18 protein-coding genes, 1 tRNA gene and 1 other RNA gene are annotated in these 20,995 nt (G+C 70.2%); 8 read left to right on the top strand and 12 right to left on the bottom strand.

The window, feature by feature from the left end; translation table 11 throughout:
- The first annotated feature begins 85 nt into the window (after positions 1-85).
- Positions 86-625 (top strand): YaeQ family protein, encoded by a 540-nt coding sequence (locus IFR11_RS00770; protein ID WP_191914911.1) that lies wholly within the window; start codon positions 86-88, stop codon positions 623-625.
- Positions 626-722: 97 nt separating this feature from the next.
- Here the strand turns inward: IFR11_RS00770 and ssrA are convergent.
- Positions 723-1,086: a transfer-messenger RNA gene (gene ssrA / locus IFR11_RS00765) on the bottom strand.
- Positions 1,087-1,412: 326 nt separating this feature from the next.
- On the opposite strand from ssrA, the gene IFR11_RS00760 reads away from it, so the two are divergent.
- Complete coding sequence (locus tag IFR11_RS00760) at positions 1,413-2,069, top strand: SIMPL domain-containing protein (RefSeq protein WP_191914910.1); 657 nt, start codon at positions 1,413-1,415, stop codon at positions 2,067-2,069.
- Between the two features lie 183 nt (positions 2,070-2,252).
- Here the strand turns inward: IFR11_RS00760 and smpB are convergent, their stop codons facing one another.
- The 4 genes from smpB to prfB all read right to left on the bottom strand — a co-directional run bounded on the left by smpB (position 2,253) and on the right by prfB (position 6,011).
- Entirely contained in the window at positions 2,253-2,729 is a 477-nt protein-coding gene (gene smpB, locus IFR11_RS00755) for an SsrA-binding protein SmpB (protein ID WP_055836395.1), read from the bottom strand.
- A gap of 99 nt (positions 2,730-2,828) precedes the next feature.
- A complete protein-coding gene (gene ftsX, locus IFR11_RS00750) occupies positions 2,829-3,746 on the bottom strand; it encodes a permease-like cell division protein FtsX (RefSeq protein ID WP_055836391.1) in 918 nt (305 codons plus the stop codon).
- On the bottom strand, positions 3,743-4,774 hold the full coding sequence (gene ftsE / locus IFR11_RS00745; protein WP_055939721.1) for a cell division ATP-binding protein FtsE: 1,032 nt from the start codon (positions 4,772-4,774) through the stop codon (positions 3,743-3,745). Before ftsE ends, ftsX begins: the two co-directional genes overlap by 4 nt.
- Before the next feature lie 127 nt (positions 4,775-4,901).
- Positions 4,902-6,011, bottom strand: coding sequence for a peptide chain release factor 2 (prfB, locus tag IFR11_RS00740; protein WP_055939718.1), 1,110 nt, complete (start codon positions 6,009-6,011; stop codon positions 4,902-4,904).
- A gap of 70 nt (positions 6,012-6,081) precedes the next feature.
- Here prfB and IFR11_RS00735 point away from each other — a divergent pair, with 70 nt between their 5' ends.
- A complete protein-coding gene (locus IFR11_RS00735) occupies positions 6,082-7,353 on the top strand; it encodes an MFS transporter (RefSeq protein WP_191915158.1) in 1,272 nt (423 codons plus the stop codon).
- A 203-nt stretch (positions 7,354-7,556) separates the two neighbouring features.
- Positions 7,557-9,353: a M20/M25/M40 family metallo-hydrolase gene (locus tag IFR11_RS00730; RefSeq protein ID WP_191914909.1), complete on the top strand. Its 1,797-nt coding sequence runs from the start codon at positions 7,557-7,559 to the stop codon at positions 9,351-9,353.
- A gap of 141 nt (positions 9,354-9,494) precedes the next feature.
- On the opposite strand, the gene IFR11_RS00725 is transcribed toward IFR11_RS00730, so the two are convergent.
- A complete protein-coding gene (locus IFR11_RS00725; RefSeq protein ID WP_191914908.1) occupies positions 9,495-10,520 on the bottom strand; it encodes an NADPH:quinone reductase in 1,026 nt (341 codons plus the stop codon).
- A gap of 137 nt (positions 10,521-10,657) precedes the next feature.
- On the opposite strand from IFR11_RS00725, the gene IFR11_RS00720 reads away from it, so the two are divergent.
- Both IFR11_RS00720 and IFR11_RS00715 read left to right on the top strand, forming a co-directional pair.
- A tRNA-Leu gene (locus IFR11_RS00720) sits at positions 10,658-10,739 on the top strand.
- Between the two features lie 48 nt (positions 10,740-10,787).
- Positions 10,788-11,552 carry a DedA family protein gene (locus IFR11_RS00715; protein WP_055837845.1) on the top strand — a complete coding sequence of 255 codons (765 nt, stop codon included), beginning with the start codon at positions 10,788-10,790 and terminating at the stop codon, positions 11,550-11,552.
- On the opposite strand, the gene ku is transcribed toward IFR11_RS00715, so the two are convergent.
- On the bottom strand, positions 11,553-12,413 hold the full coding sequence (gene ku / locus IFR11_RS00710; protein WP_055836375.1) for a non-homologous end joining protein Ku: 861 nt from the start codon (positions 12,411-12,413) through the stop codon (positions 11,553-11,555). It abuts the gene before it with no gap.
- A gap of 81 nt (positions 12,414-12,494) precedes the next feature.
- On the opposite strand from ku, the gene IFR11_RS00705 reads away from it, so the two are divergent.
- Positions 12,495-14,990 (top strand): ATP-dependent DNA ligase, encoded by a 2,496-nt coding sequence (locus IFR11_RS00705; RefSeq protein WP_191914907.1) that lies wholly within the window; start codon positions 12,495-12,497, stop codon positions 14,988-14,990.
- Between the two features lie 79 nt (positions 14,991-15,069).
- Here IFR11_RS00705 and IFR11_RS00700 read toward each other — a convergent pair whose 3' ends face one another.
- The 5 genes from IFR11_RS00700 to murI form a co-directional block, all read right to left on the bottom strand.
- Complete coding sequence (locus IFR11_RS00700; RefSeq protein ID WP_191914906.1) at positions 15,070-15,987, bottom strand: cation diffusion facilitator family transporter; 918 nt, start codon at positions 15,985-15,987, stop codon at positions 15,070-15,072.
- 135 nt (positions 15,988-16,122) lie between these two features.
- Entirely contained in the window at positions 16,123-16,941 is an 819-nt protein-coding gene (locus IFR11_RS00695) for a glycosyltransferase (protein ID WP_191914905.1), read from the bottom strand.
- 16 nt (positions 16,942-16,957) lie between these two features.
- On the bottom strand, positions 16,958-17,554 hold the full coding sequence (gene rdgB / locus IFR11_RS00690; protein ID WP_191914904.1) for an RdgB/HAM1 family non-canonical purine NTP pyrophosphatase: 597 nt from the start codon (positions 17,552-17,554) through the stop codon (positions 16,958-16,960).
- Between the two features lie 2 nt (positions 17,555-17,556).
- Positions 17,557-18,282 carry a ribonuclease PH gene (rph, locus tag IFR11_RS00685; RefSeq protein WP_191914903.1) on the bottom strand — a complete coding sequence of 242 codons (726 nt, stop codon included), beginning with the start codon at positions 18,280-18,282 and terminating at the stop codon, positions 17,557-17,559.
- Positions 18,279-19,133 carry a glutamate racemase gene (gene murI, locus IFR11_RS00680; protein WP_191914902.1) on the bottom strand — a complete coding sequence of 285 codons (855 nt, stop codon included), beginning with the start codon at positions 19,131-19,133 and terminating at the stop codon, positions 18,279-18,281. Before murI ends, rph begins: the two co-directional genes overlap by 4 nt.
- A 447-nt stretch (positions 19,134-19,580) precedes the next feature.
- Here murI and IFR11_RS00675 point away from each other — a divergent pair, with 447 nt between their 5' ends.
- Entirely contained in the window at positions 19,581-20,906 is a 1,326-nt protein-coding gene (locus IFR11_RS00675) for a nicotinate phosphoribosyltransferase (protein ID WP_191914901.1), read from the top strand.
- Positions 20,907-20,995 lie beyond the last annotated feature (89 nt).

Raw genomic sequence — 20,995 nt, 5'->3', positions numbered from 1 at the left:
CCCGCAGCCGATCGACCACCGGGGCGGACCGCCCCGCGTCGCGCGAGCCTTTTCCCCGCCCCGTCCTGACGTAGGCTCGAGCCTCGTGGCTATCGGCGCGACCATTCACACGTTCACCGTGCAACTGTCCGACGTGGACCGCGGCGTCTACGAGGAGCTGGCCCTGCGCGTCGCGCGGCATCCCTCCGAGACCGCCCCGTACATGCTGACTCGCGTGCTCGCGTACTGCCTCGAGTACGAAGAGGGCATCACGTTCAGCGAGGGCGTCGCCGCCACCGACGAGCCCGCAGTGATGGTGCGCGACCTGACCGGCTCGATCGTCGCCTGGGTCGAGGTAGGTGCCCCGGATGCTGCCCGCCTGCACACCGGCAGCATGAAGGCCGAGCGCACCGTGGTCTACACGCACCGCGACCCCGAGAAGGTCGCCGCCGCGTGGGCGGGCAAGCGCATCCACCGCGCCGAGGACCTGCTTCTGTACAGCTTCGAGCCCGGCTTCGTCGAGCGCGTCTCCGAAGGCATCGAGCGGCGCAACACGGCCACCCTCACCCGCACCGAGGGGCGTGTCTACCTCGAGCTCAACGACGTGTCGGGCGAGAGCGACGTGCACACCCGCACGGCCGCCTGAGCGCCCAGACCACGCGCTCGGTTCGATCCCGAAACCAAGAAAGCCCTCGTCCCCGCCGAAACGGGCGGGAACGAGGGCTTCCTCACGTGACAGTGACTCGTGGAGCTGGGGGGAATCGAACCCCCGTCCAACGCTGGGTCTCCGCGTTTTCTCCGGGCGCAGTCTGTGCAGACGTTCTACTCGGCTCCGACCTTTGTCACAGACACCTAAGTCGACAAGCCCAGCCTGGGAAAAGTCCCGTGTGACGTCCAGACGCCATCACACAGCAAGACCCCTAAATGACGCCAGGATCCGTGGCGGGGTCGCACACGGTCTGACGGACTATCGGGCTCGCTTACGCAGCGAGGGCGAAGTCAGTGCGCTTAGCATCGGCACTTATTGTTTTGCAGGGAGCGTTTACGAGATAACCCCACATCCTCGGCCCGCTTTCTCGCGGGTTCGCAGACGCTGTCGAAACCGACNAGGGAGCGTTTACGAGATAACCCCACATCCTCGGCCCGCTTTCTCGCGGGTTCGCAGACGCTGTCGAAACCGATCAGCCCCGTGAACTCCGTATGGACCGGCCACTGTCACGCTGTTGAATTACCAATCCGGATGCCGAAGCACCGGAGCCTCACAGTCTACAACGCTCCGACACCCGGCGCATTCCGCGTGGCCCGCGGCGGTGGCGAGGTGGGGCCGGGAACTCCACGCGACCCCGCGGCGGTCAGCACCACGAGCGGCCCCTGCACCCCTCCCCCTCGATCTCATCCGCAGAACGACCACACCCCTCGCGTAGGCTCACCGCATGAGCGAGGTCGTAGTCACCGTCCGAGGAGAGAGCGAAGCACGCGTGCGCGCCGAAGAGGCCGCCGTCCGCGTGACGGTGTCGACCGACGGGCCGTCGCGCGGACCCGTGATCGAAGGCGCTCAGGTACGAGCCTCGTCGGTGCAGGACGGCCTGGTGGCGCACCTGCGCTCCGGCGAGGTGTCGGAGTGGTCGAGCGCTCGCGTCTCGGTTTGGTCGGATCGACCGTGGAACAGCGACGGAGCGCAGCTGCCGCTCGTGCACCACGCGAGCGTCGAACTGTCGGCGACGTTCACCGACGCCGGGGCCTTGTCGTGGTGGCTCGGCGATGTCACCGAGTCCGACGACGTGCAGGTCATCGCCGTGGAATGGCGCCTCTCCCCCGCCACACGCGTACGCGTCGAAAGCGACGTGGCCGCCGCCGCGGTACACGTCGCCGTCGAGCGCGCGGGCGCGTACGCGGGCGCTCTGGGCTTGGCCTCGGTGTCACCGGTCGAGATCGCCGACGCCGGCCTGCTGGGGTCGCGGCCGGAGCCGACGGCACCCCTGTCGGCGCGCTTCGCCGCGGCCTCGGACTCGAGCGGCCCGTCGTTCAGCCTGCAGCCGCCCGAGATCGTCGTGAGGTCGGTCGTCGAGGGGCGCTTCCGCGCGGAATGACCGCGTCACACGCGGAATGACCGCGTCACGCGGCAGCCAGGCGCGCTGACCGCGTACGAACGTCACGGCCACGAACGTCGCGGCAGCGAACGATACGGCAACGAACGTCACGGCAACGGACCGAACCTCAGTCGCCCCGGTCGGTTCGCGGCGCGCAGGAACGAGACCGCGACGAACCCGACCTCAGTCGCCCAGCCGGTTCTTCGTGCGCATGGCGCGCTCGGCTTCGCGCTTGTCTTCGCGTTCGCGGATGGTCTGACGCTTCTCGAACTCGCGCTTGCCCTTGGCCACCGCGATCTCGACCTTCGCGCGACCGTCGAGGAAGTACAACCGCAGCGGAACGAGCGTGTACCCACCGGCCGACACCGCGTGCGAGAGCTTCACGATCTCTTCGCGGTGCAGCAGGAGCTTGCGCGTGCGCTTGGCCGAGTGATTCGTCCAGTGACCCTGCGAGTACTCGGGAATGTGCACGGCGTCGAGATACGCCTGCCCGCCGTCGATGTAGGCGTACCCGTCGGTGAGGTTCGCACGGCCCTGCCGCAGCGACTTGACCTCGGTTCCGGTCAGCACGAGACCGGCCTCGTAGGTCTTCTCGATGGCGTAGTCGTGGCGCGCCTTCTTGTTCGACGCGATCAGTTTTTCACCCTGCTCACGAGGCATGGTGCCACCTCCTCATGATCATGGGCACACAGAGCCCTCCAGCGTACAGGATGCCGGGGTCACCGGCATCCGGGATCCGATGCCGGACAACGCAGGGGTTCAGGCGCGCAGCCAGCGACGGATCGCGAAGCTCGCGCTGAGCGCGGCGAGGATCACGCCGATCACCACGATGACGGGGATCACGAAAGCGACGTCGGACAGCCCCACCCACGACGTGATGAAGCCGATGCGGTCGCGCAGGTACTGATTGACTCCGACCCCCACGATCGCCCAGACGGCCACGCTCGCCAGAGCCGACCCGATGAGGGCCGCCAACACGCCCTCGACGATGAACGGCGTCTGGATGAAGCGGTTGGAGGCGCCGACCAGGCGCATGATGCCGAGCTCGCGCCGTCGGGCGAACGCCGACAGGCGAATGGTCGTCGCGATCAGCAGTACCGCGGCGATGAGCATGAGACCGGCGATGCCGACGGCGACGTAGGTCGCGACCGTCAGCGCCTGGAACAGCGGCTCGAGGTACTGCATCTGGTCCTTCACCTCTTCGACGCCGGTCTGGCCGCCGAACGCTTCCGAGATGACGTCGGCCTGATTCTGGTCCACGAGGTTGATGCTGAAGGTCGCGTTGAACTGGTCGGCCGTCACCACGTCGGCGATGTCGTCGGACAGCAGGCTCTTCGCGTTCTCGAACACCTCGTCGCTCGTCGAGTAGGTGTAGTCGCGGATGAGCGGGGCGAGCGCCTCGCCGTCGAGCGTCGCCTTGACGGCGTCGATCTGCTCCTGCGTCGCGGCTTGCCCCGGGGTGCAGGTGTCGACGTCGGACACCGCGGCGCACATGAACACCGCCACCTGGGCACGATCGGCCCAGTACGACTGCATCTTGCCGATCTGCATCTGCATGAGCATCGCGGCGCCGACGAAGGTCAGCGACACGAAGGTGACCAGGATGACCGAGATCACCATGGAGGCGTTGCGACGCAGGCCGGTGAAGGCCTCCGAGAGGATGAGCCCGAACCTCATGACGTGGGTCCCACTTCGTCGTTGCGGTCTTTCTTCTCGCCCAGTCCCAGCCGGTCGGCGAGGCCCAGGGCGTCGACGTCGGGCGTAGTGACCGGGATGGAGCGCGTGTTCGTGCCCGGTTCGCGCGGGGCGTCGGCGGACGGCGTGGTCACGGCGGGCGTGGCGCCCGGGGCCGCCGCGGGCTCGGCGGACGGGGCCGGAGCCGGCGCGCCCTCGGGGCCGCGCAGGGGCTCGACGGGGCCGGAGATGTGGGTCACTTCGCGCTGCACCTCGAGCACGGCCGTGAGGGCGGCGACCGCGGCCGCACCCTTCTCGACCTCGGGGGCCAGGCGGGGCAGGCTCGACGTGTCGCCGTAGCCGCCGTGGCGCTCGTCGCGCACCATCTCGCCCCCGCTCAGCTCGATCACGCGACGCTGCATCTGGTCGACGAAACCGGCCTCGTGGGTCGCCATGACCACCGTCGTGCCGCCGGCGTTGATGCGGGCCAGCAGCCGCATGATGTCGATCGACGTGCCGGGGTCGAGGTTTCCGGTCGGCTCGTCGGCGAGCAGCACCTGGGGACGGTTGACCAGCGCGCGGGCGATTGCGACGCGCTGCTGCTCACCGCCCGACAGCTCGTGGGGAAGGCGCTTCTCTTTGCCGTCGAGGCCGACGAGCGCCAGCACCTCGGGCACGGCCTGCTGGATGAACCCGCGCGAAGCGCCCGTGACCTGCAGAGTGAAAGCCACGTTCTGATGCACGGTCTTGTTCGGCAGCAGGCGGAAGTCCTGGAAGACCGAGCCGATGTGGCGACGGAAGTAGGGAACCTTGCGGTTCGACAGCGTGCGCAGGTCGCGACCGAGCACCACGACACGACCGTCGCTGGGGGTCTCGGCGCGCAGGATCAACTGCAGGCACGACGATTTGCCGGAACCCGAGGCACCGACGAGGAAGACGAACTCCCCGCGCTGCACCTCGAAGTCGACGGCGTTCAGGGCGGGCTTCGCGGTGCCGCGATACCGCTTGGTGACGTTCTCGAACCGGATCATGGCTCGATGAGCCTAAGCGGGTGCCCCGACGACCTCGACAGGACGCGCCGTGTCCGCAAACCAAGAGAGTCCTATGGATGCCGGGGTGACGGCATCCATAGGACTCTCGGACCGCGGGGGTCGCGGATCAGTCGTCGTCCTTGCGCTTGCGCCACCGGATGCCGGCGGCGATGAGCCCGTCGAGGTCGCCGTCGAAGACGACCGCGGGGTTACCGACCTCGTACCCGGTGCGGAGGTCTTTCACGAGCTGCTGGCCGTAGAGGAAGTAGGAGCGCATCTGATCGCCCCAGCTCGCGGTGATCGTGCCGGCGAGTTCCTTCTTCTTCGCGGCCTCTTCTTCGCGCTTGAGCAGCAGCAGTCGCGTCTGCAGCACGCGCATGGCGGCCGCACGGTTCTGGATCTGCGACTTCTCGTTCTGCATCGACACGACGAGGCCGGTCGGGAGGTGCGTGATGCGCACGGCGGAGTCGGTCGTGTTGACCGACTGTCCGCCGGGGCCCGACGAACGGAAGACGTCGACGCGGATGTCGCCCTCGGGGACCTCGACCTCGACGGCTTCTTCCATCACGGGGATGACCTCGACCGCGGCGAAGCTCGTCTGGCGCTTGTCGGCGCCGCCGAACGGGCTGATGCGGGCCAGGCGATGCGTGCCGGCCTCGACCGACAGGGTGCCGTAGGCGTAGGGGACGTCGACCTCGAAGGTGGCCGACTTGATGCCCGCGCCCTCGGCGAAGGACGTGTCCATGACCTTCACGGGGTACTTGTGACGCTCGCACCAGCGCAGGTACATGCGCAGCAGCATCTCGGCGAAGTCGGTGGCGTCGTCGCCCCCGGCGCCGGAGCGGATCGTGACGACCGCCGAACGCGGGTCGTACTCGCCGTCGAGGAGCGTCTGCACCTCGAGCTGACCGATCACGTCTTTGAGCGAAGCGAGCTCGCGTCGCGCCTCGTCGGCGGATTCGTCGTCGTCCATCTCGATCGCGAGACCGACGAGCACCTCGAGGTCGTCGAGGCGCTGCTCGATCTCGGTCACGCGCTTGAGTTCGGACTGGCGGTGGCTGAGACGGCTGGTGATCTTCTGAGCGTTGTCGACGTCGTCCCAGAGGTTGGGCGCGCCGGCCTCTTCGCTGAGGCGAGCGATGTCGGCGGTGAGTGCATCGACGTCGACCACGGCCTGGATATCGGCGAAGGTCGAGCGAAGTGCCTGGATGTCGGCGGTCAGATCGAGTTCGAGCATTTGGATTCAGCCTATCGTGGAGACGGTGACAGCCGACTCTCCCCGGAACGTGCTGGTGCGCTTCGCGCCGATGATCTACGGCCCCACCCTGCTGTTCGCCCTCGGCGAGGGGGCCGTCATCCCCCTCATCCCGGTGATCGCCGACCGCCTGGGGGCCGACGTCGCCGTGGCCGCGCTCGTGGCGGCGGCCCTGGTCGTGGGCCAGCTCTGCGGAAACATCCCCGCCGGATGGGCGGTCGCGCGATTCGGCGAGCGCCTGACGATGGGGGTCGCCGGCATCGTGATCCTGGGCGGTCTGACGGGGGTGGTCTTCGCGAACTCCCTGCTGTTGTTCGCCGCGGCCGTGTTCCTCATCGGATTCTGCGCCGCGGCGTTCGCCCTCGCGCGCCATTCCTTCATGACCACCCGGGTGCCCCTGCACTTCCGCGCTCGCGCGCTGTCGCTGCTGGGCGGGACCTTCCGCCTCGGGATGTTCGTCGGGCCGTTCATCTCGGCGGCACTGTTGGGCATCTTCGGCGACGAGACGGCATCCATCGTCTTCTTCGCCGTGTGCCAGGTCGCGACGATCCTGCTCGTGTTCTTCGGCCCCGATCCCGAGAAAGCCGTGCCGGTGGGTGCGGGCTCCGTGAGCCGACGCAACGAGGGCGACTCCCGCGACCCCGACTCCCGCGAGGCCGACTCCCACGATGCCGAAGACACCGGTGAGCCGGTGACCGGAGCCATTCCCGTCGTCGAGCGGGTGGGGGTGTTCCGCACGATGTGGCGCTTCCGCGGTGTGCTCGCGCGCCTGGGGCTCGCGGCGGCCTCGCTGTCTGCCGTCCGCTCGGCGCGTCAGGTGGTGCTGCCGCTCTGGGGCGTGTCGCTGGGGTTGGATGCCGGGACCATCGCCGTGGTCGTCGGAGTCTCGGGCGCCATCGATTTCGCGCTGTTCTACGCCAGCGGCCAGGTCATGGACCGCTTCGGACGCCTGTGGGCGGCGTTGCCCGCGATGGTGCTGATGGGGGCGGGCTTCCTCGCGCTCTCGTTCACCCACGACCTCGGCAGCGCGGAGATGTGGTTCGCCCTGTTCGCCGCGGTGCTCGGCGTCGGCAACGGGCTGTCGAGCGGCATCCTGCTCACCCTGGGTGCCGACATCGCCCCGCCGACGGAGCCGGCCGCGTTCCTCGGTTCGTGGCGCACGCTCACCGACGCCGGGGGCGCGATCGCCCCGCTGCTGGTATCGGCTCTGACCGCGCTGGTCTCGCTGTCGGTCGGCGTGGGGGCCATGGGATTCATCGCCCTGCTGGGCGCGGTCGGGTTCGTGCGGTGGGTGCCGCGGTACGTCCCTCGAAGCCGCCCCTGACGCGCGGGAGCGCGCCGGAACGGCCGCCGCCCGATACCCCGACGACCTCGGGGACGTGTTTCGGGACGGTAAAAAATCCGGCGGACTCTGGCCATCTGATGAATTTCCGATGAGAATCGGTCACGCGATCGCCATTTTCACGGTGACGTGTCATTCCCCCTGGATGAAGCGGGCGATGGTGCCCGCGGAGAGGTTTCCCCATCGTGCCCCGGAACACCCTGCACCCCACTGCCTCACGCGCTCGACGCGCGTCGGCCGTGCTGGCGACGAGCGCTCTCGTCGGCGGCGCCCTGATGATCGCCCCCGCGGCGTTCGCCGCACCCGCCCCCGGCGAGGCCCCCGACGACCTCGGCCTCACCGGCGCCGACGTCATGACCCACCTGACCGAGCTGGCCGACATCACCGAGTCGTTCGCCGATCAGGGCTACCGCACCTGGAACGGTCCGGGCTACGAGGCCGCGGCGCAGTACGCCGAGCAGATCCTCGAGGGCACCGGGGCGTTCACCGTCTCGCGGCAGACCTTCGACGTGCCGTACTCCGAGCTGGGCGAAGCCTCGCTGACCGTCGATGGCACGACCTACACCGGCTCGCACTTCGACAACAGCGAAGGCACCGACGAGCCGTACACCGCGACTCTGGCGCTGCCCCTCGACGCCGAGGGCACGCACATCGGCTGCGCCGCGACCGACTACGCCACCGTCCCCGCCGGCGCCATCGTGCTGATCCAGCGCGGCGTCTGCACCTTCGAGGAGAAGATCGACTTCGCCTCGGCCGCCGGAGCGGGCAGCGTCTTCGTCTACAACAACGAACGGCCGGCCGAAGAGGGCGTCTCGCCCGACGACCAGCTGACCAACGTCGGCTCGGGTCCCCGCAACGAAGAGGACTCCCCCGCGGCGACCCTTCCCCAGTCCGCCGGCGACACGCTCGCCGCTCTCGTCGAGGCCGCTGCCGCCGACGCGCCCGTCGAGGCCACCGCCGTCATCGAGAAGCAGTTCCTCGTCTCACAGACCTTCAACGTCATCGCCGACAGCATCGCGGGCGACCCCGAGGACACCGTCGTCATCGGCGCGCACCTCGACGGCGTGGCCGAAGGCCCGGGCGTGAACGACAACGCCTCGGGCTCGGCCGCCGTGCTCGCCCTGGCCGAGAAGGTCGCGGCATCCGAGGTTCCCAACGACAAGCGCATCCGTCTGGCGCTCTGGGGCGCCGAGGAGATCGGCCTGCTCGGCTCGACCGCCTACGTCGACGACCTGGTGCAGAACGACCCCGCCGAACTCGCGCGCATCTCGGCGTACCTCAACTACGACATGATCGGCTCCGAGAACTTCACGGTGGGCGTGTACGACGCCGATCGCTCGACGTTCCCCGCCGACGGGGTGACCATCCCCGACGGTTCGGTCGAGATCGAGAAGATCTACACCGACTACTTCGACTCGATCGAACAGCCGTGGATCGACTCCGAGTACTCGGGTCGCTCGGACTACCAGGCGTTCATCGACAACGGCATCCCCTCGGGCGGCCTGTTCTCGGGTGGCGACGACATCAAGACCGACGAGCAGGCCGAGCTCTTCGGCGGCACCCCCGGGGTCTTCATGGACCGCAACTACCACACGGTCGACGACACCCTCGCGAACGTGAACCGCGACTCGATCGACATCTTCACTCCCGCGATCGGGCACGCCGCCTTCGCCCTGGCGTGGGACGCCGCCGTCGATCCGGAGCCCACTCCCGAGCCCACGCCCGGCGAGCCCTCGCCCGACCCCACCACCGAGCCGACGCCCGAGCCCACGGGTGAGCCCACGGGCGAGCCGACGGCCACCCCGAGCCCGGTGCCCACGGCGACGACGGGTCCCGGCGCGAACGGCCCCGGCGGCAACCTGCCGCGCACCGGTTCCGACGTCGCGGGTTCGCCGCTGCCCGCCATCGGCATCGGCATGCTCGCCCTCGGAGTCATCGTGGCCGCCGGCACCGCCGTCGTCCGCCGACGTCCGCAGCAGTGACGAGGACCGGGGCCGCGTGAGACGCGCGGCCCCGGAACGACCGTACCGCCGGGATCCGCACCGAAAGGTGCGTGATCCCGGCGGGACGTCGTCGTTCGGGGCGGGACGATCCGTCCCGCTGCGCTGCGCGTCGGCCGGGGCTCAGTCCTCGTCGGCCACGCGGATCAGGACCTTGCCGGTGACACCCGACTCGACGGCGTCGTGCGCGGCGGCGGTCTGGTCGAGGGGGAACCCGCTGAGGGGCAGTCCGGCCTCCTCGCCCACCGGGAGGGCTCCGGCCGCCACCGCGGCCGAGACGTCTTCGGCGGCCGCGGCGAGCGCGCGCTCGCCCACCGTGTACAGCAGCAGGCCCTGCCACCGGACGTTCTTGGCGAAACTCGCGCGCACGGCCGCCGTGAAGGCATCGCCCCCGTTGTCGGCGTAGTACCCGATTGTGCCGTGGTTCGCGATCACCTCGACGTCGAGACCGGCGTTGTCGGCGATGGCGACCTCGACGATGTGCTCCACGCCGTTCGGGGCGAGCTCGCGGATGCCGTCGGCGAGCCCCGCGTTCGGGTAGCGCAGGACGTGGTGGGCGCCGGCCGCGCGCGCCAGCGCCTCTTTCGCGTCGCTGCTGACCGTGGCGATGACGGTGGCGCCGGCCCAGACGGCGAGCTGGATGGCGGCGTGTCCGACCGCTCCGGCCCCTCCCTGCACGAGCACGGTTCGACCGGACAGGGCGCCCGGGGCGAGGCGCGACGGGCCGTCTTCGTGCACGGTGAGGGCGCGATGGGCCGTCATCGCGGGAACGCCGAGGCTGGCGCCGAGCTCGAACGACGCCGCGTCGGCCAGCGGGACGACGCGCTCGGCGGGGAGCACCGAGTGCTCGGCCGCGGTTCCGGTCGGACGCTGGTGCGCGGCGAGGTACACCCACACCCGCTGGCCCACCGAGAGACCCTCGACGCCGTCGCCGACGGCATCCACGATTCCCGCCCCGTCCTGGTTGGGCGTCACCTCGTCGAACGCGAGCGGCCGGTCGGTGCTGGCCCGGGCCTTCCAGTCGGTGGGGTTCACCCCCGATACGACGATGCGCACGCGCACTTCGCCCGCACCGGGTTCGGGAAGCGGGCGCTCCACGAGCGAGAGAACGGAGGAGTCACCGGGCTGGGAGTACGTGATCGCCTTCATGCGGAAGACAAGCACGCGATCGACGCCCGCATTCCCCCGGCGTGTCGCCCCCGCGCACCACCCGCGGGTGAGGTCGCGGCAGTTGAGGGCCGCTTCACACGTAGCGCCGCTCACGCGGACCTAGAATGAACCCATTCGCGGGAGTGGTGGAATCGGTAGACACGCAGGATTTAGGTTCCTGTGCCTTCGGGCGTGGGGGTTCAAGTCCCCCCTTCCGCACGATTCTCGCTGCTCCCCGCACCGATACTCCGACCCGACGGGACCGATGTGATCCACACCACCAGCGCGCTGCTCCCGTGGCTCGACCCCGCGACGATCATCACCAACTCGCAGCCCTGGGCGCTGCTGGTCGTGTGCTTCATCATCTTCGCCGAGACCGGTCTGCTCATCGGATTCCTGCTGCCCGGCGACACCCTGCTGATCATGGCCGGGTTGCTCTCGCACTCCACCCCGCAGGCACCCAACGGCGTGTTCGGACTGAACGCCTGGTGGGTGGCGCTCGCCATCGGTGTGGCCGCCTTCATCGGCGGTGAAGTCGGGTACTACATCGGGCACAAGGCCGGGCCCTCGATCTTCGAGCGCAAGGAATCCGGCATCTTCAGCCGGAAGAACGTCGAGCGCACCAACGCGTTCTTCGAGCGGTTCGGCGGTCTCACCGTCATCCTCGCCCGCTTCGTGCCCGTCGTGCGCACGTTCGCCCCCATCGCCGCCGGCGTCGGCCACATGCCGTGGCGCAAGTACACGCTGTACAACCTCATCGGCGCCATCATCTGGGGCATCGGCCTCACCATGCTCGGCTACGTCGTGGGATACATCCCGTTCATCCGCGACATCGTGACGGAGTACATCGACGTCATCCTGCTCGCCGCCGTCGCGGGCACGGTCGTGTTCATCGGCATCCACTACTTCCGCGAACGCGCCGCCGCCAAGCGCGACGCCGCCGCGGGCCACGGAGTGGTGACGCACGCCGAGGCCGAGGCCCTCACGCTCGACCCGAAGACGCTCGAAGACGGCGACCAGCCCGCGCGCTGATCAGGACGCCTTCGAGCTCTTCTTCTTCGCCGGCGCCTTCTTGGTCGGCGCGTCGTCGGCCTTCTCGGTGCGGGCTGCGCGGCTGCGCTCGACGCTCGCGCGCAGGGCCTCCATGAGGTCGATGACCTCGCCGCCGTCGTCGTCGCTCTCCTGCTCGCCGAAGGTCGCCGCGGTGTCGATGGCGTCGCCCTGCTCGAGCTTGGCGTCAATCAGGGTGCGCAGCTCGGCCTGGTACTCGTCGGTGAACTCCTCGGGGTCGAAATCCTTCGAGAAGCTCTCGACCAGAGAGGCCGACATCTCGAGCTCCTTCGCCGAGATGCGCACGCTCTCGTCCAGCGCGGGGAACGCCGCCTCGCGCACCTCGTCGGCCCAGAGCAGCGTCTGCAGCACGAGCACGTCGTCGCGCACGCGCAGGGCCGCGAGCCGCGTCTTCTGACGCAGCGAGAAGCGCACGATCGCGGTGCGGTCGGTCTGCTCGAGCGTCTTGCGCAACAGCACGTACGCCTTCGGCGACGACGAGTCGGGCTCGAGGTAGTACGCCTTGTCGAGGGTCAGCAGATCGACCTGATCGCTGGGGACGAACTCGACCACCTCGATCTCGCGACTGCGTTCGCTCGGCAGCGACGCGAGGTCGTCTTTGGTCAGCACGACCGTCTGCTCGCCGTCGTCGTACGCGCGATCGATGTCGGCGTAGGGCACCACCTCGCCGTCGACCTCGCAGATGCGCTGATACCGGATACGCCCGCCGTCCTTGTTGTGCACCTGGTGCAGAGAGACGTCGTGGTCCTCGGTGGCCGAGTACACCTTCACGGGCACGTTGACCAGGCCGAAGGTCAGGGCGCCCTTCCAGATCGATCGCATGGGAACAGTGAACACCGAAAGAGGGGCGGATGCCGAGGGGGTTGCCGCGCGAGGAACTCGCCCCCGCTCTACGCTGGGGCGATGACGGAGCAGACAGTGCGCATCGGTGGACGCCGCCTGCGTCTGTCGAACCTGGACAAGGTTCTGTACCCCGAGACCGGGACCACCAAGGGCGAGGTGATCGACTACTACTCCCGCATCGCCCCACGCCTGCTCCCCCACGTGCGGGATCGTCCCGTCACGCGCAAGCGGTGGCCCGACGGGGTCGGCACCGACGCCGACCCGGGCGAGCCCTTCTTCGCCAAGGCCCTCGAACCCGGAGCGCCGGCCTGGGTGCGGCGCCTGCCGATCGACCACTCCTCGGGCGCCAAGGACTACCCCCTCGTCGACGATCTGCCCACCGTCGTCTACCTGGCGCAGGTCGCGAGCCTCGAGCTGCACGTGCCCCAGTGGCGGTTCTCGCCCGACGGCGAAAGGCTCCACCCCGATCGCCTGGTGCTCGACCTCGACCCCGGACCCGGCGTCGGCCTGGCCGAGTGCGCCGAGGTGGCCCGGTGGGCGCGCGTCATCCTGCAGGACATCGGTCTCGACCCCCTGCCGGTGACGAGCGGCAGCAAGGGCATCCACCTCTACGCGCACCTCGACCGCCGCCAGTCCAGCGACGCCGCCAGCGCGATCGCGAAAGAGCTCGCCCGGGCGATCGAAGCCGACCACCCCGACCTGGTGGTCAGTCAGATGTCGAAGTCCGCGCGCCCCGGCAAGGTCTTCATCGACTGGAGCCAGAACAACGGCTCGAAGACCACGATCGCGCCGTACTCGCTGCGGGGACGATCGCACCCCACCGTCGCCGCCCCGCGCACGTGGGAGGAGCTCGACGACCCGGGCCTACGTCACCTGCTGTTCACCGAGGTGCTGGATCGCCCCGGCGATCCGCTCGCGCCGGTCGAGCGCGACGCGGGACCGCTGCGTGCGTACATCTCCAAGCGCACCGCGGGTGCGACCCCCGAGCCCGTGCCCGATGCCCCGCACGCCGACGCCGCACCCGACGGTCTTCCCCGCTTCGTCATCCAGGAGCACCACGCCACCCGCCTGCACTGGGACGTACGGCTCGAACACGACGGGGTACTGGTCAGCTGGGCCGTCCCGAAGGGAGTCCCCCCGACGACGGCGAAGAACAGCCTCGCGGTCATGACCGAGGACCACCCGATGCAGTACCTCGACTTCGCCGGCGAGATCCCCCGCGGTGAGTACGGCGCCGGCATCATGACGGTGTGGGACACGGGCACATACGAGCTCGAGAAATGGCGCGACGACGAGGTCATCGCCACCCTCGAGGGCAGGCCCGACGGGCCGCTCGGCCGAGTGCGTCTGGCCCTCATCCGTACCGAGGGCGCGGGCGAGAAGTCGCAGTGGCTGCTGCACCGGATGAAGACGGATGCCGAGGGTCGGCCGCAGAGCGAGGGCGACCCGGTGGTGGCCCTCGATCACGGCCGCGCGGATCGGGCCGCGGTGACGGTGACTGCGACGGAGAGCGACGAGGCGCCCGAGCCGGAGCCCGCGCCCGAGCCGGCGCCCGGCACCTCGACGCCGCCGGCTCCCCCGAGTCCCGCGCAGCTGCGCCCCATGCTGTCCACCGCCGCCACCGCCGGGATCGCCCGAGCCGCCGCCGACCGCTGGGGCGAGCCGTGGGTCGAGATGAAGTGGGACGGCATCCGGGGCATCGGCCTCTGGGACGGCGAACGACTCCGCCTGCGATCGCGCAACGGCAACGACCTCACCGCCGCCTACCCCGAACTCACGACCGTCGACCTCGGACTCGGCCCGGAGCCCGCGGTCATCGACGGCGAGATCGTCGCGCTCGACGCGCAGGGACGCCCGAGCTTCCCCCTGCTGCAGAGGCGGATGAACCTGGCGCAGCCCCGCGAGATCGAGCGCGAAGCGCGGCGGACACCGGTGCAGCTGTACCTTTTCGACGTGCTCTCGGTGGGCGAGCGCGACGTCGCCGCCCTGCCGCTGGCCGAGCGGCGCGGCATCCTGGAGGCGCTCGCGCAGGATGCCGGGGCCCCCGTCGTCGTCCCGCCCGTGTTCGACGACGTCGACTCCGCCGTCGCCACGAGCGGCCGATTCGGGCTCGAGGGCGTCGTGGTCAAGGATCCCGGTTCGGCCTACCGCCGCGGCGAGCGTTCGGAACAGTGGCTCAAGGTCAAGCACTCGCGCACGCAGGAGGTCGTGATCGGCGGCGTCCGCCCGGGCAAGGGAAACCGTTCGGGCACGATCGGGTCGCTGCTGGTCGGTGTTCCCGGACCCGACGGCCTGCACTACGCCGGCCGCGTCGGCTCGGGTTTCGGCGAGCAGACGTTGGCCAGACTCGGCGAGGTGCTCGGCGCGCTCGGCAGCGACACCGACCCATTCGTGGGGGTGCCCGCCGCCGACGCCCGCGACGCCCTGTGGGTGCGGCCCGAACTCGTCGCCGAGGTGGAATTCGCGGAGTTCACCCCCGGCGGCATCCTGCGCCAGGCACGCTGGCGGGGCCTGCGGCCCGACAAGGATCCGCGCGAGGTGGTGCGAGAGGCCTGAGCGCGGGCTGGCTGAGCGGGATGACCGGGCGCGTCGACGCCCTCGCCCGCCCGGACCGAGCCGGGCGGAATCCCCGGCGCTACGCGTGCCGCGAGTCGTGCTCGACGTGCCCGGCGGGCTCGAGCTGGAACGTCGAGTGCTCCACGTCGAAGTGTTCGGCGAGGCAGCCCTGCAGCGTCGCGAGGATCGCGGCGGCGCGACCGTCCGACAGCGCCGCGTCGTCGACGATCACGTGCGCGCTGAACACCGGCGCGCCCCGCGTGAGCTGCCAGACGTGCACGTCGTGCACGTCGACCACGCCGTCGGCCTCGCGCAGGTGCTGCCGGATCTCGGCCACGTGCACGCCGACGGGCGCCGACTCGGTGAGCACGACGACGACCTCGCGCAGAAGACCGATGGCACGCGGCACGATGAGCACCGCGATGAGCAGTGAGGCGATGGCATCCGCTTGCGCGAATCCGGTCGTCACGATCACGATCGCCGCGATGATGACCGCGATCGACCCGACCAGGTCGCCCAGCACCTCGAGATACGCGCCGCGCACGTTGATGCTGCGCTTCTGCGCGCGACCGAGCACCCACATCGACACGGCGTTGGCGATCATGCCGACCGTCGCGACGACGAGCATGAGCCCGCCCTGCACCTCGGCGTCGGCCGGCGCGAGCAGCCGCTGCACGGCCTCGACGCTCACCCAGGCGCACAGCGCGATGAGGATCACGCCGTTCGCGAGCGCGCCGAGCACTTCGGCACGCTGGTATCCGAAGGTGCGGCGGTCATCGGCCGGGCGGGCGGCGATCGCCGTGGCGATCAGCGCCACCACGAGCGCGGCCGCGTCGGTGAACATGTGCGCCGCGTCGGCCAGCAGGGCGAGCGAGCCCGACAGGATCGCCCCCACGATCTGCACGACCATGACCGTCGCGGTCAGGGTGAGAGCGATGGTGAGCAGACGTCTGTTGCCGGCATCGCGGATGCCGCCGGCAGGCGCGTGATCGTGCATGGTTACAGGCTAGGCCGCGCACAGCGGGGGCTGCGTGTCATCGCGGTAGTCGGGAATGAGAACCGGTGTCGGCTCCCCCGCGGCGACCCGACAGGGTTGTCCCGGCCCGACGCGGTCGCCCGACCGCCCTCTCGGTCAGCGCCGACGTGCGTTCAGCTGCGCCTGGATCCGCCGATGCGCCTGCAGCGCCGGGTACACGCCGAGGAACACCGCCATCGGAGCCCGGAGTCGCACGTCGCGGATGCCGTGCGCGGCGTACGTGTTCTCGAAACGGTCGATGTAACGCCGGAAGTCGCGGGGGCGGTCGTCGAGGCGCCGCGCGCCGATGCCCGCGACCATCCGCGAGAAGTAGCCGATCCGACGCCCCCCGAGGGCGAGGTGGATGGCGATGTCGAGGTCTTCGTGCATCACATCGGCCTCGTCGTCGCACAGGAACTCCCGCACGTCGTGCCACGCCTCCCGCCGCACGGCCATGTTGCTGCCGAACAGGAACACGAAGTCGCCGGCGAGCTTCACCTGCAGGCGTCGGAAGGCATCGTCGATCTGATGTCCCACCGCACGCAGAGGCAGGTCGTAGTACTCGACGGGTCCCGACGCGGCATCCACGTCTGTCGACGCGAAGATGTGCGAGACCCGGGCCACCCACTCGGGTTTGAGGACGGTGTCTGCGTCGATCCGCGCGAGCACGTCGCCGGTGGCGGCATCCATCCCCAGATTGCGGGTGGGCACCAGTCCCTGGCGGTCGTCCTGACGCAGCAGACGGATGCCGGCGTCGGGATGCCGAGCCCTCACGCCCTCGACCACCGCGCGCGTGCCGTCGGTCGAGCGGTTGTCGACGACGAGCACCTCGGTGGCGGGGAGCGTCTGGCCCACGATGGCGTTCAGGCACTGCTCGATGACCGCCTCTTCGTTGTAGGCGGGGACGATGATCGACACCGACGGAAGAGGGCTCATCGGTCCTCCTCCACGCTCAGAGGGACTCGAGGAGCGGCGCGAGGGCGACGAAGGCGCGGGACCGGTGCGACGACGCGTTCTTCTCGGCCGCGCTCCACTCGCCGACCGTCCGCTCGGCATCGGCGGGCTGACCGTCGGGCACGAAGATCGGGTCGTACCCGAACCCACCCGGTCCGGCCGGCTGCATCGCCAGGCGGCCCGGCCAGCGTCCCTCGATCGTCTCTTCGGTGCCGTCGGAACGCACGAGCGCGATCACCGACACGAACTGCGCCGTGCGGTGCGGATCGGCGACGTCGGACAACTGATCGAGCAACAGCTCGAGGTTGGCCGCGGAGTCCTTCTTGTGCCCCGCCCAGTAAGCCGAGAACACCCCCGGTGACCCGCCGAGCACGTCGACGGCGATCCCGGAGTCATCGGCCAACGCGGGCAGCCCCGTGTGGGCCGCGGCCGCACGGGCCTTGATCAGCGCGTTCGCCGCGAACGTGACGCCGTCCTCGACCGGTTCGGGACCGTCGTAGGCGACGACGTCTAGATCGGGGCGCACCTCGGCGACGATCGCCTGGAACTCCTCGACCTTGTGCGGGTTGTGCGTGGCGAGCACGATGCGCGGCATGGTCAGCCTTCGAGCGTCGCGATCTGGATGCCGTGCAGCTCGGCGCAGCCGTTCACGCCCAGCTCGAGCAGGCGGTCGAGCTCGGCCTTGTCGAACGGCGCCCCCTCGGCGGTGCCCTGCACCTCGACGAACAGACCGCGACCGGTGACGACGACGTTCATGTCGGTCTCGGCGCGCACGTCCTCGACGTAGGCCAGGTCGAGCAGCGGTTCGCCGTCGACGATGCCGACCGACACCGCCGCGACCGAGTCGCGCAGCACCTCGGAGCGCTGCGCGATGAACTTCTTCTCGCGGCCCCAGGCGATGGCATCCGCCAGGGCGACGTACGCGCCCGTGATGGCGGCGGTGCGGGTGCCGCCGTCGGCCTGCAGCACGTCGCAGTCGATGACGATCGTGTTCTCGCCCAGCGCCTTGGTGTCGACGACGGCGCGCAGCGCCCGGCCGATCAGGCGCGAGATCTCGTGGGTGCGGCCGCCGACCTTGCCCTTGATGCTCTCGCGATCGTTGCGGCTGTTCGTCGCGCGCGGCAGCATGGCGTACTCGGCCGTGACCCACCCCTTGCCCTTGCCGGTGAGCCAGCGGGGAACGCCGTTGGTGAACGACGCCGTGCACAGCACCTTGGTGCCGCCGAAGGTGACGAGGGCCGAGCCCTCGGCGTGTGCCGACCATCCGCGTTCGATGGTGACGGGGCGGAGCTGATCGGCGGTACGGCCGTCTTTACGGGTCATATGTCCTCCTCGGACGAAAGGGATGCCGTGCCTCGGCGCGGCAGGTCGATGGCGCCGGTCTGCACGAGCTGCACCTCGCGCACCTCACGGCCCATGAGGCGGTGCGCCAGGCGCAGGAAGTCGTCGGCCGACGACCCGGTGGCTTCGTAGCGGTGCGTCGGAACGGCATCCGGCCCCGCCAGGAGGTCACGCGAGACGAGTTGGCGATAGACGTCTTTCGCCGTCTCGCTGTCGCTCGACACCAGGCTGACCTCAGGACCCATCACGTAGCTGATGGCGCCCTCGAGGAACGGGTAGTGCGTGCAGCCGAGCACGAGCGTGTCGACCCCGGCGTGCCGCAGCGGCGCGAGGTACTGCTCGGCGGTGGCGAGCACCTCGGGCGAGTCGGTGACGCCGGCCTCGACGAACTCGACGAAACGCGGGCACGCCTCGGCGAACACCGTGAGGTTCTCGTTGACCTCGAGCATGTCCTGGTAGGCCCGCGAGCCGATCGTCCCGGCCGTGCCGATCACGCCGATGCGACCGTTGCGGGTCGTCGACATGGCGGTGCGCACGGCGGGGCCGATCACCTCGACCACGGGCACGTGGTAGCGCTCGCGCGCATCGCGGAGCATCGCCGCCGACGCGGTGTTGCAGGCGATCACGAGCATCTTCACGCCCTGATCGACGAGGGTGTCGAGCACCTCGAGCGCGTACTTGCGCACGTCGGCGATGGGCTTCGGGCCGTAGGGAGAGCGGGCGGTGTCGCCGATGTAGAGGATCGACTCGCGCGGCAGCTGCGCCGACACGGCCCGGGCGACGGTGAGACCGCCGACTCCCGAGTCGAAGATCCCGATCGGCGCGTTGTCCATAGGTGCCCAGCCTACCGGGCGGGGCCGACACGGATCGGTGCGGGGCGCGGGGGCCGCACGCCTGCGGCGGGGCGCGGGGGCGGTGCGGGGCGCGGGGGCCCGGGCGGGGCGGGGCGGTGCGGGGCGGGGCGGGGCGGGGCGTGTGCCAAACTCCTGAGTTTCGGGCGCGCTGCGGCCTCGGAGGGCGCCCAGGGCCGTCTGCGAACGCAGAACTCAGGAGTTCGGCACGGCCGACCGCCGCGTCACGCGCGGAGACCGCCCGCGCGCAGGTCGCAGGGCGCCGGCGGCGGCGCGTGCCGAACTCCTGAGAACTTGCGCGCGCCGAAGCCGATCCAGCCCTCAGGGGTGTTCGCGGGCGCAGAACTCAGGAATTCGGCACAGCGCAAGGTCGTACCAATACGCGCACAAACTCCCGAGCTGCCCACGACGCCGGAATAGGCTGGCGCGATGAGCCGCAGCACCGCCCTGCACACCGACCGCTACGAACTGACCATGCTCGACGCGGCCCTCCGCGACGGCACGGCCTCGCGACGCTGCGTGTTCGAGGTGTTCGGGCGCCGCCTCTCGGGCGGACGCCGCTTCGGTGTCGTCGCGGGCACCGGCCGGCTGCTCGAGGCGATCCGCGACTTCCGCTTCGGCGACGACGAACTGCGCTACCTGCGGGACGCGAGAGTGGTGGATGCCACGACCCTCGACTTCCTGGCCGATTACCGCTTCACGGGATCGGTGACCGGCTACCGCGAGGGCGAGCTGTACTTCCCCGGCTCCCCCCTTCTGACCGTGGAGGGAACCTTCGCCGAGGCGGTGCTGCTCGAGACGCTCGCGCTCAGCATCCTGAACTACGACTCCGCCGTCGCCACGGCGGCAGCGCGCATGAGCATCGCCGCCGGCGACCGACCGCTCGCCGAGATGGGCTCGCGTCGCGCGAGCGAAGAGGCAGCGGTCGCCGCCGCGCGTGCCGCCTACATCGTCGGCTTCTCGGCCACCAGCAATCTCGAGGCGGGGCGCCGCTGGGGCGTGCCGACGATGGGCACCGCCGCCCACGCGTGGACCCTGCTGCACGACAGCGAAGAAGACGCCTTCCGTTCGCAGGTCGACGCGCTGGGCAGCGGGACCACCCTGCTCGTCGACACCTACGACATCGCCGAGGGCGTGCGAACTGCCGTGCGCGTAGCCGGTCCGCAGCTCGGCGGTGTGCGCATCGACTCGGGCGACCTGCCGATCGTCGCGGGCGAGGTGCGGGCGCTGCTCGACGAGCTCGGCGCCACGGGCACGCGCATCACCGTCACGAGCGACCTCGACGAGTACGCGCTCGCCGCGCTCGCGGCCTCTCCGGTCGACTCCTACGGCGTCGGCACGTCGGTCGCGACCGGCTCCGGCGTTCCGACCGCAGGTCTGGTGTTCAAGCTCGTCGCGCGCGAATCTGCCGACGGCTCATGGGTGGGTGTCGCCAAGGCGTCGGCGCAGAAGGCCTCGCACGGGGGCCGCAAGGCGGCGTTCCGCACCCTCGAAGCGGGGACCGCGACCTCGGAGCTCATCATGGTCAGCGACGGGTTCGAAGAGCTGTCCACCGCCGCCGAGCATCCCGATGCCCGTCCCCTCCAGGCCACGCTCATGGTCGACGGCGAGGGGGATGCCGCGATCCTCGGCCACGCGGGTGTCGAGGCCGCACGCGCGCACCACGCCCGCGTGCGGCAGGAGTTGCCGGTGCGGGCGCTCGCACTCAGCGGGTCGGAGCCCGCCCTGCCGACGGAGTACCGCGAGGCGGGCTGAGCGGCGGGAAGAAGTCCGTACCTCCCCACTCGACGGGGTCCACCCGTTGCCCGTGGGGACCTATCGCTTCACGCTGGCGCTGTACGGCT

This window comes from Microbacterium sp. CFBP 8801 (assembly GCF_014839455.1).
GTDB lineage: Bacteria > Actinomycetota > Actinomycetes > Actinomycetales > Microbacteriaceae > Microbacterium.
The sequence above is the reverse complement of the archived record's forward strand: the minus strand, read 5'-3'. Positions and strand labels throughout refer to the sequence as shown.

Coding starts and splice junctions, on each gene's coding strand:
- IFR11_RS00725 (WP_191914908.1), bottom strand. CDS start 10,520: ATGAAGGCGATCACGTACTCCCAGCCCGGTGACTCCTCCGTTCTCTCG.
- rdgB (WP_191914904.1), bottom strand. CDS start 17,554: ATGCCGCGCATCGTGCTCGCCACGCACAACCCGCACAAGGTCGAGGAG.
- IFR11_RS00760 (WP_191914910.1), top strand. CDS start 1,413: ATGAGCGAGGTCGTAGTCACCGTCCGAGGAGAGAGCGAAGCACGCGTG.
- rph (WP_191914903.1), bottom strand. CDS start 18,282: ATGACCCGTAAAGACGGCCGTACCGCCGATCAGCTCCGCCCCGTCACC.
- ku (WP_055836375.1), bottom strand. CDS start 12,413: ATGCGATCGATCTGGAAGGGCGCCCTGACCTTCGGCCTGGTCAACGTG.
- prfB (WP_055939718.1), bottom strand. CDS start 6,011: ATGCTCGAACTCGATCTGACCGCCGACATCCAGGCACTTCGCTCGACC.
- IFR11_RS00675 (WP_191914901.1), top strand. CDS start 19,581: ATGAGCCGCAGCACCGCCCTGCACACCGACCGCTACGAACTGACCATG.
- smpB (WP_055836395.1), bottom strand. CDS start 2,729: ATGCCTCGTGAGCAGGGTGAAAAACTGATCGCGTCGAACAAGAAGGCG.
- ftsE (WP_055939721.1), bottom strand. CDS start 4,774: ATGATCCGGTTCGAGAACGTCACCAAGCGGTATCGCGGCACCGCGAAG.
- ftsX (WP_055836391.1), bottom strand. CDS start 3,746: ATGAGGTTCGGGCTCATCCTCTCGGAGGCCTTCACCGGCCTGCGTCGC.
- murI (WP_191914902.1), bottom strand. CDS start 19,133: ATGGACAACGCGCCGATCGGGATCTTCGACTCGGGAGTCGGCGGTCTC.
- IFR11_RS00705 (WP_191914907.1), top strand. CDS start 12,495: ATGACGGAGCAGACAGTGCGCATCGGTGGACGCCGCCTGCGTCTGTCG.
- IFR11_RS00700 (WP_191914906.1), bottom strand. CDS start 15,987: ATGCACGATCACGCGCCTGCCGGCGGCATCCGCGATGCCGGCAACAGA.
- IFR11_RS00695 (WP_191914905.1), bottom strand. CDS start 16,941: ATGAGCCCTCTTCCGTCGGTGTCGATCATCGTCCCCGCCTACAACGAA.
- IFR11_RS00735 (WP_191915158.1), top strand. CDS start 6,082: ATGATCTACGGCCCCACCCTGCTGTTCGCCCTCGGCGAGGGGGCCGTC.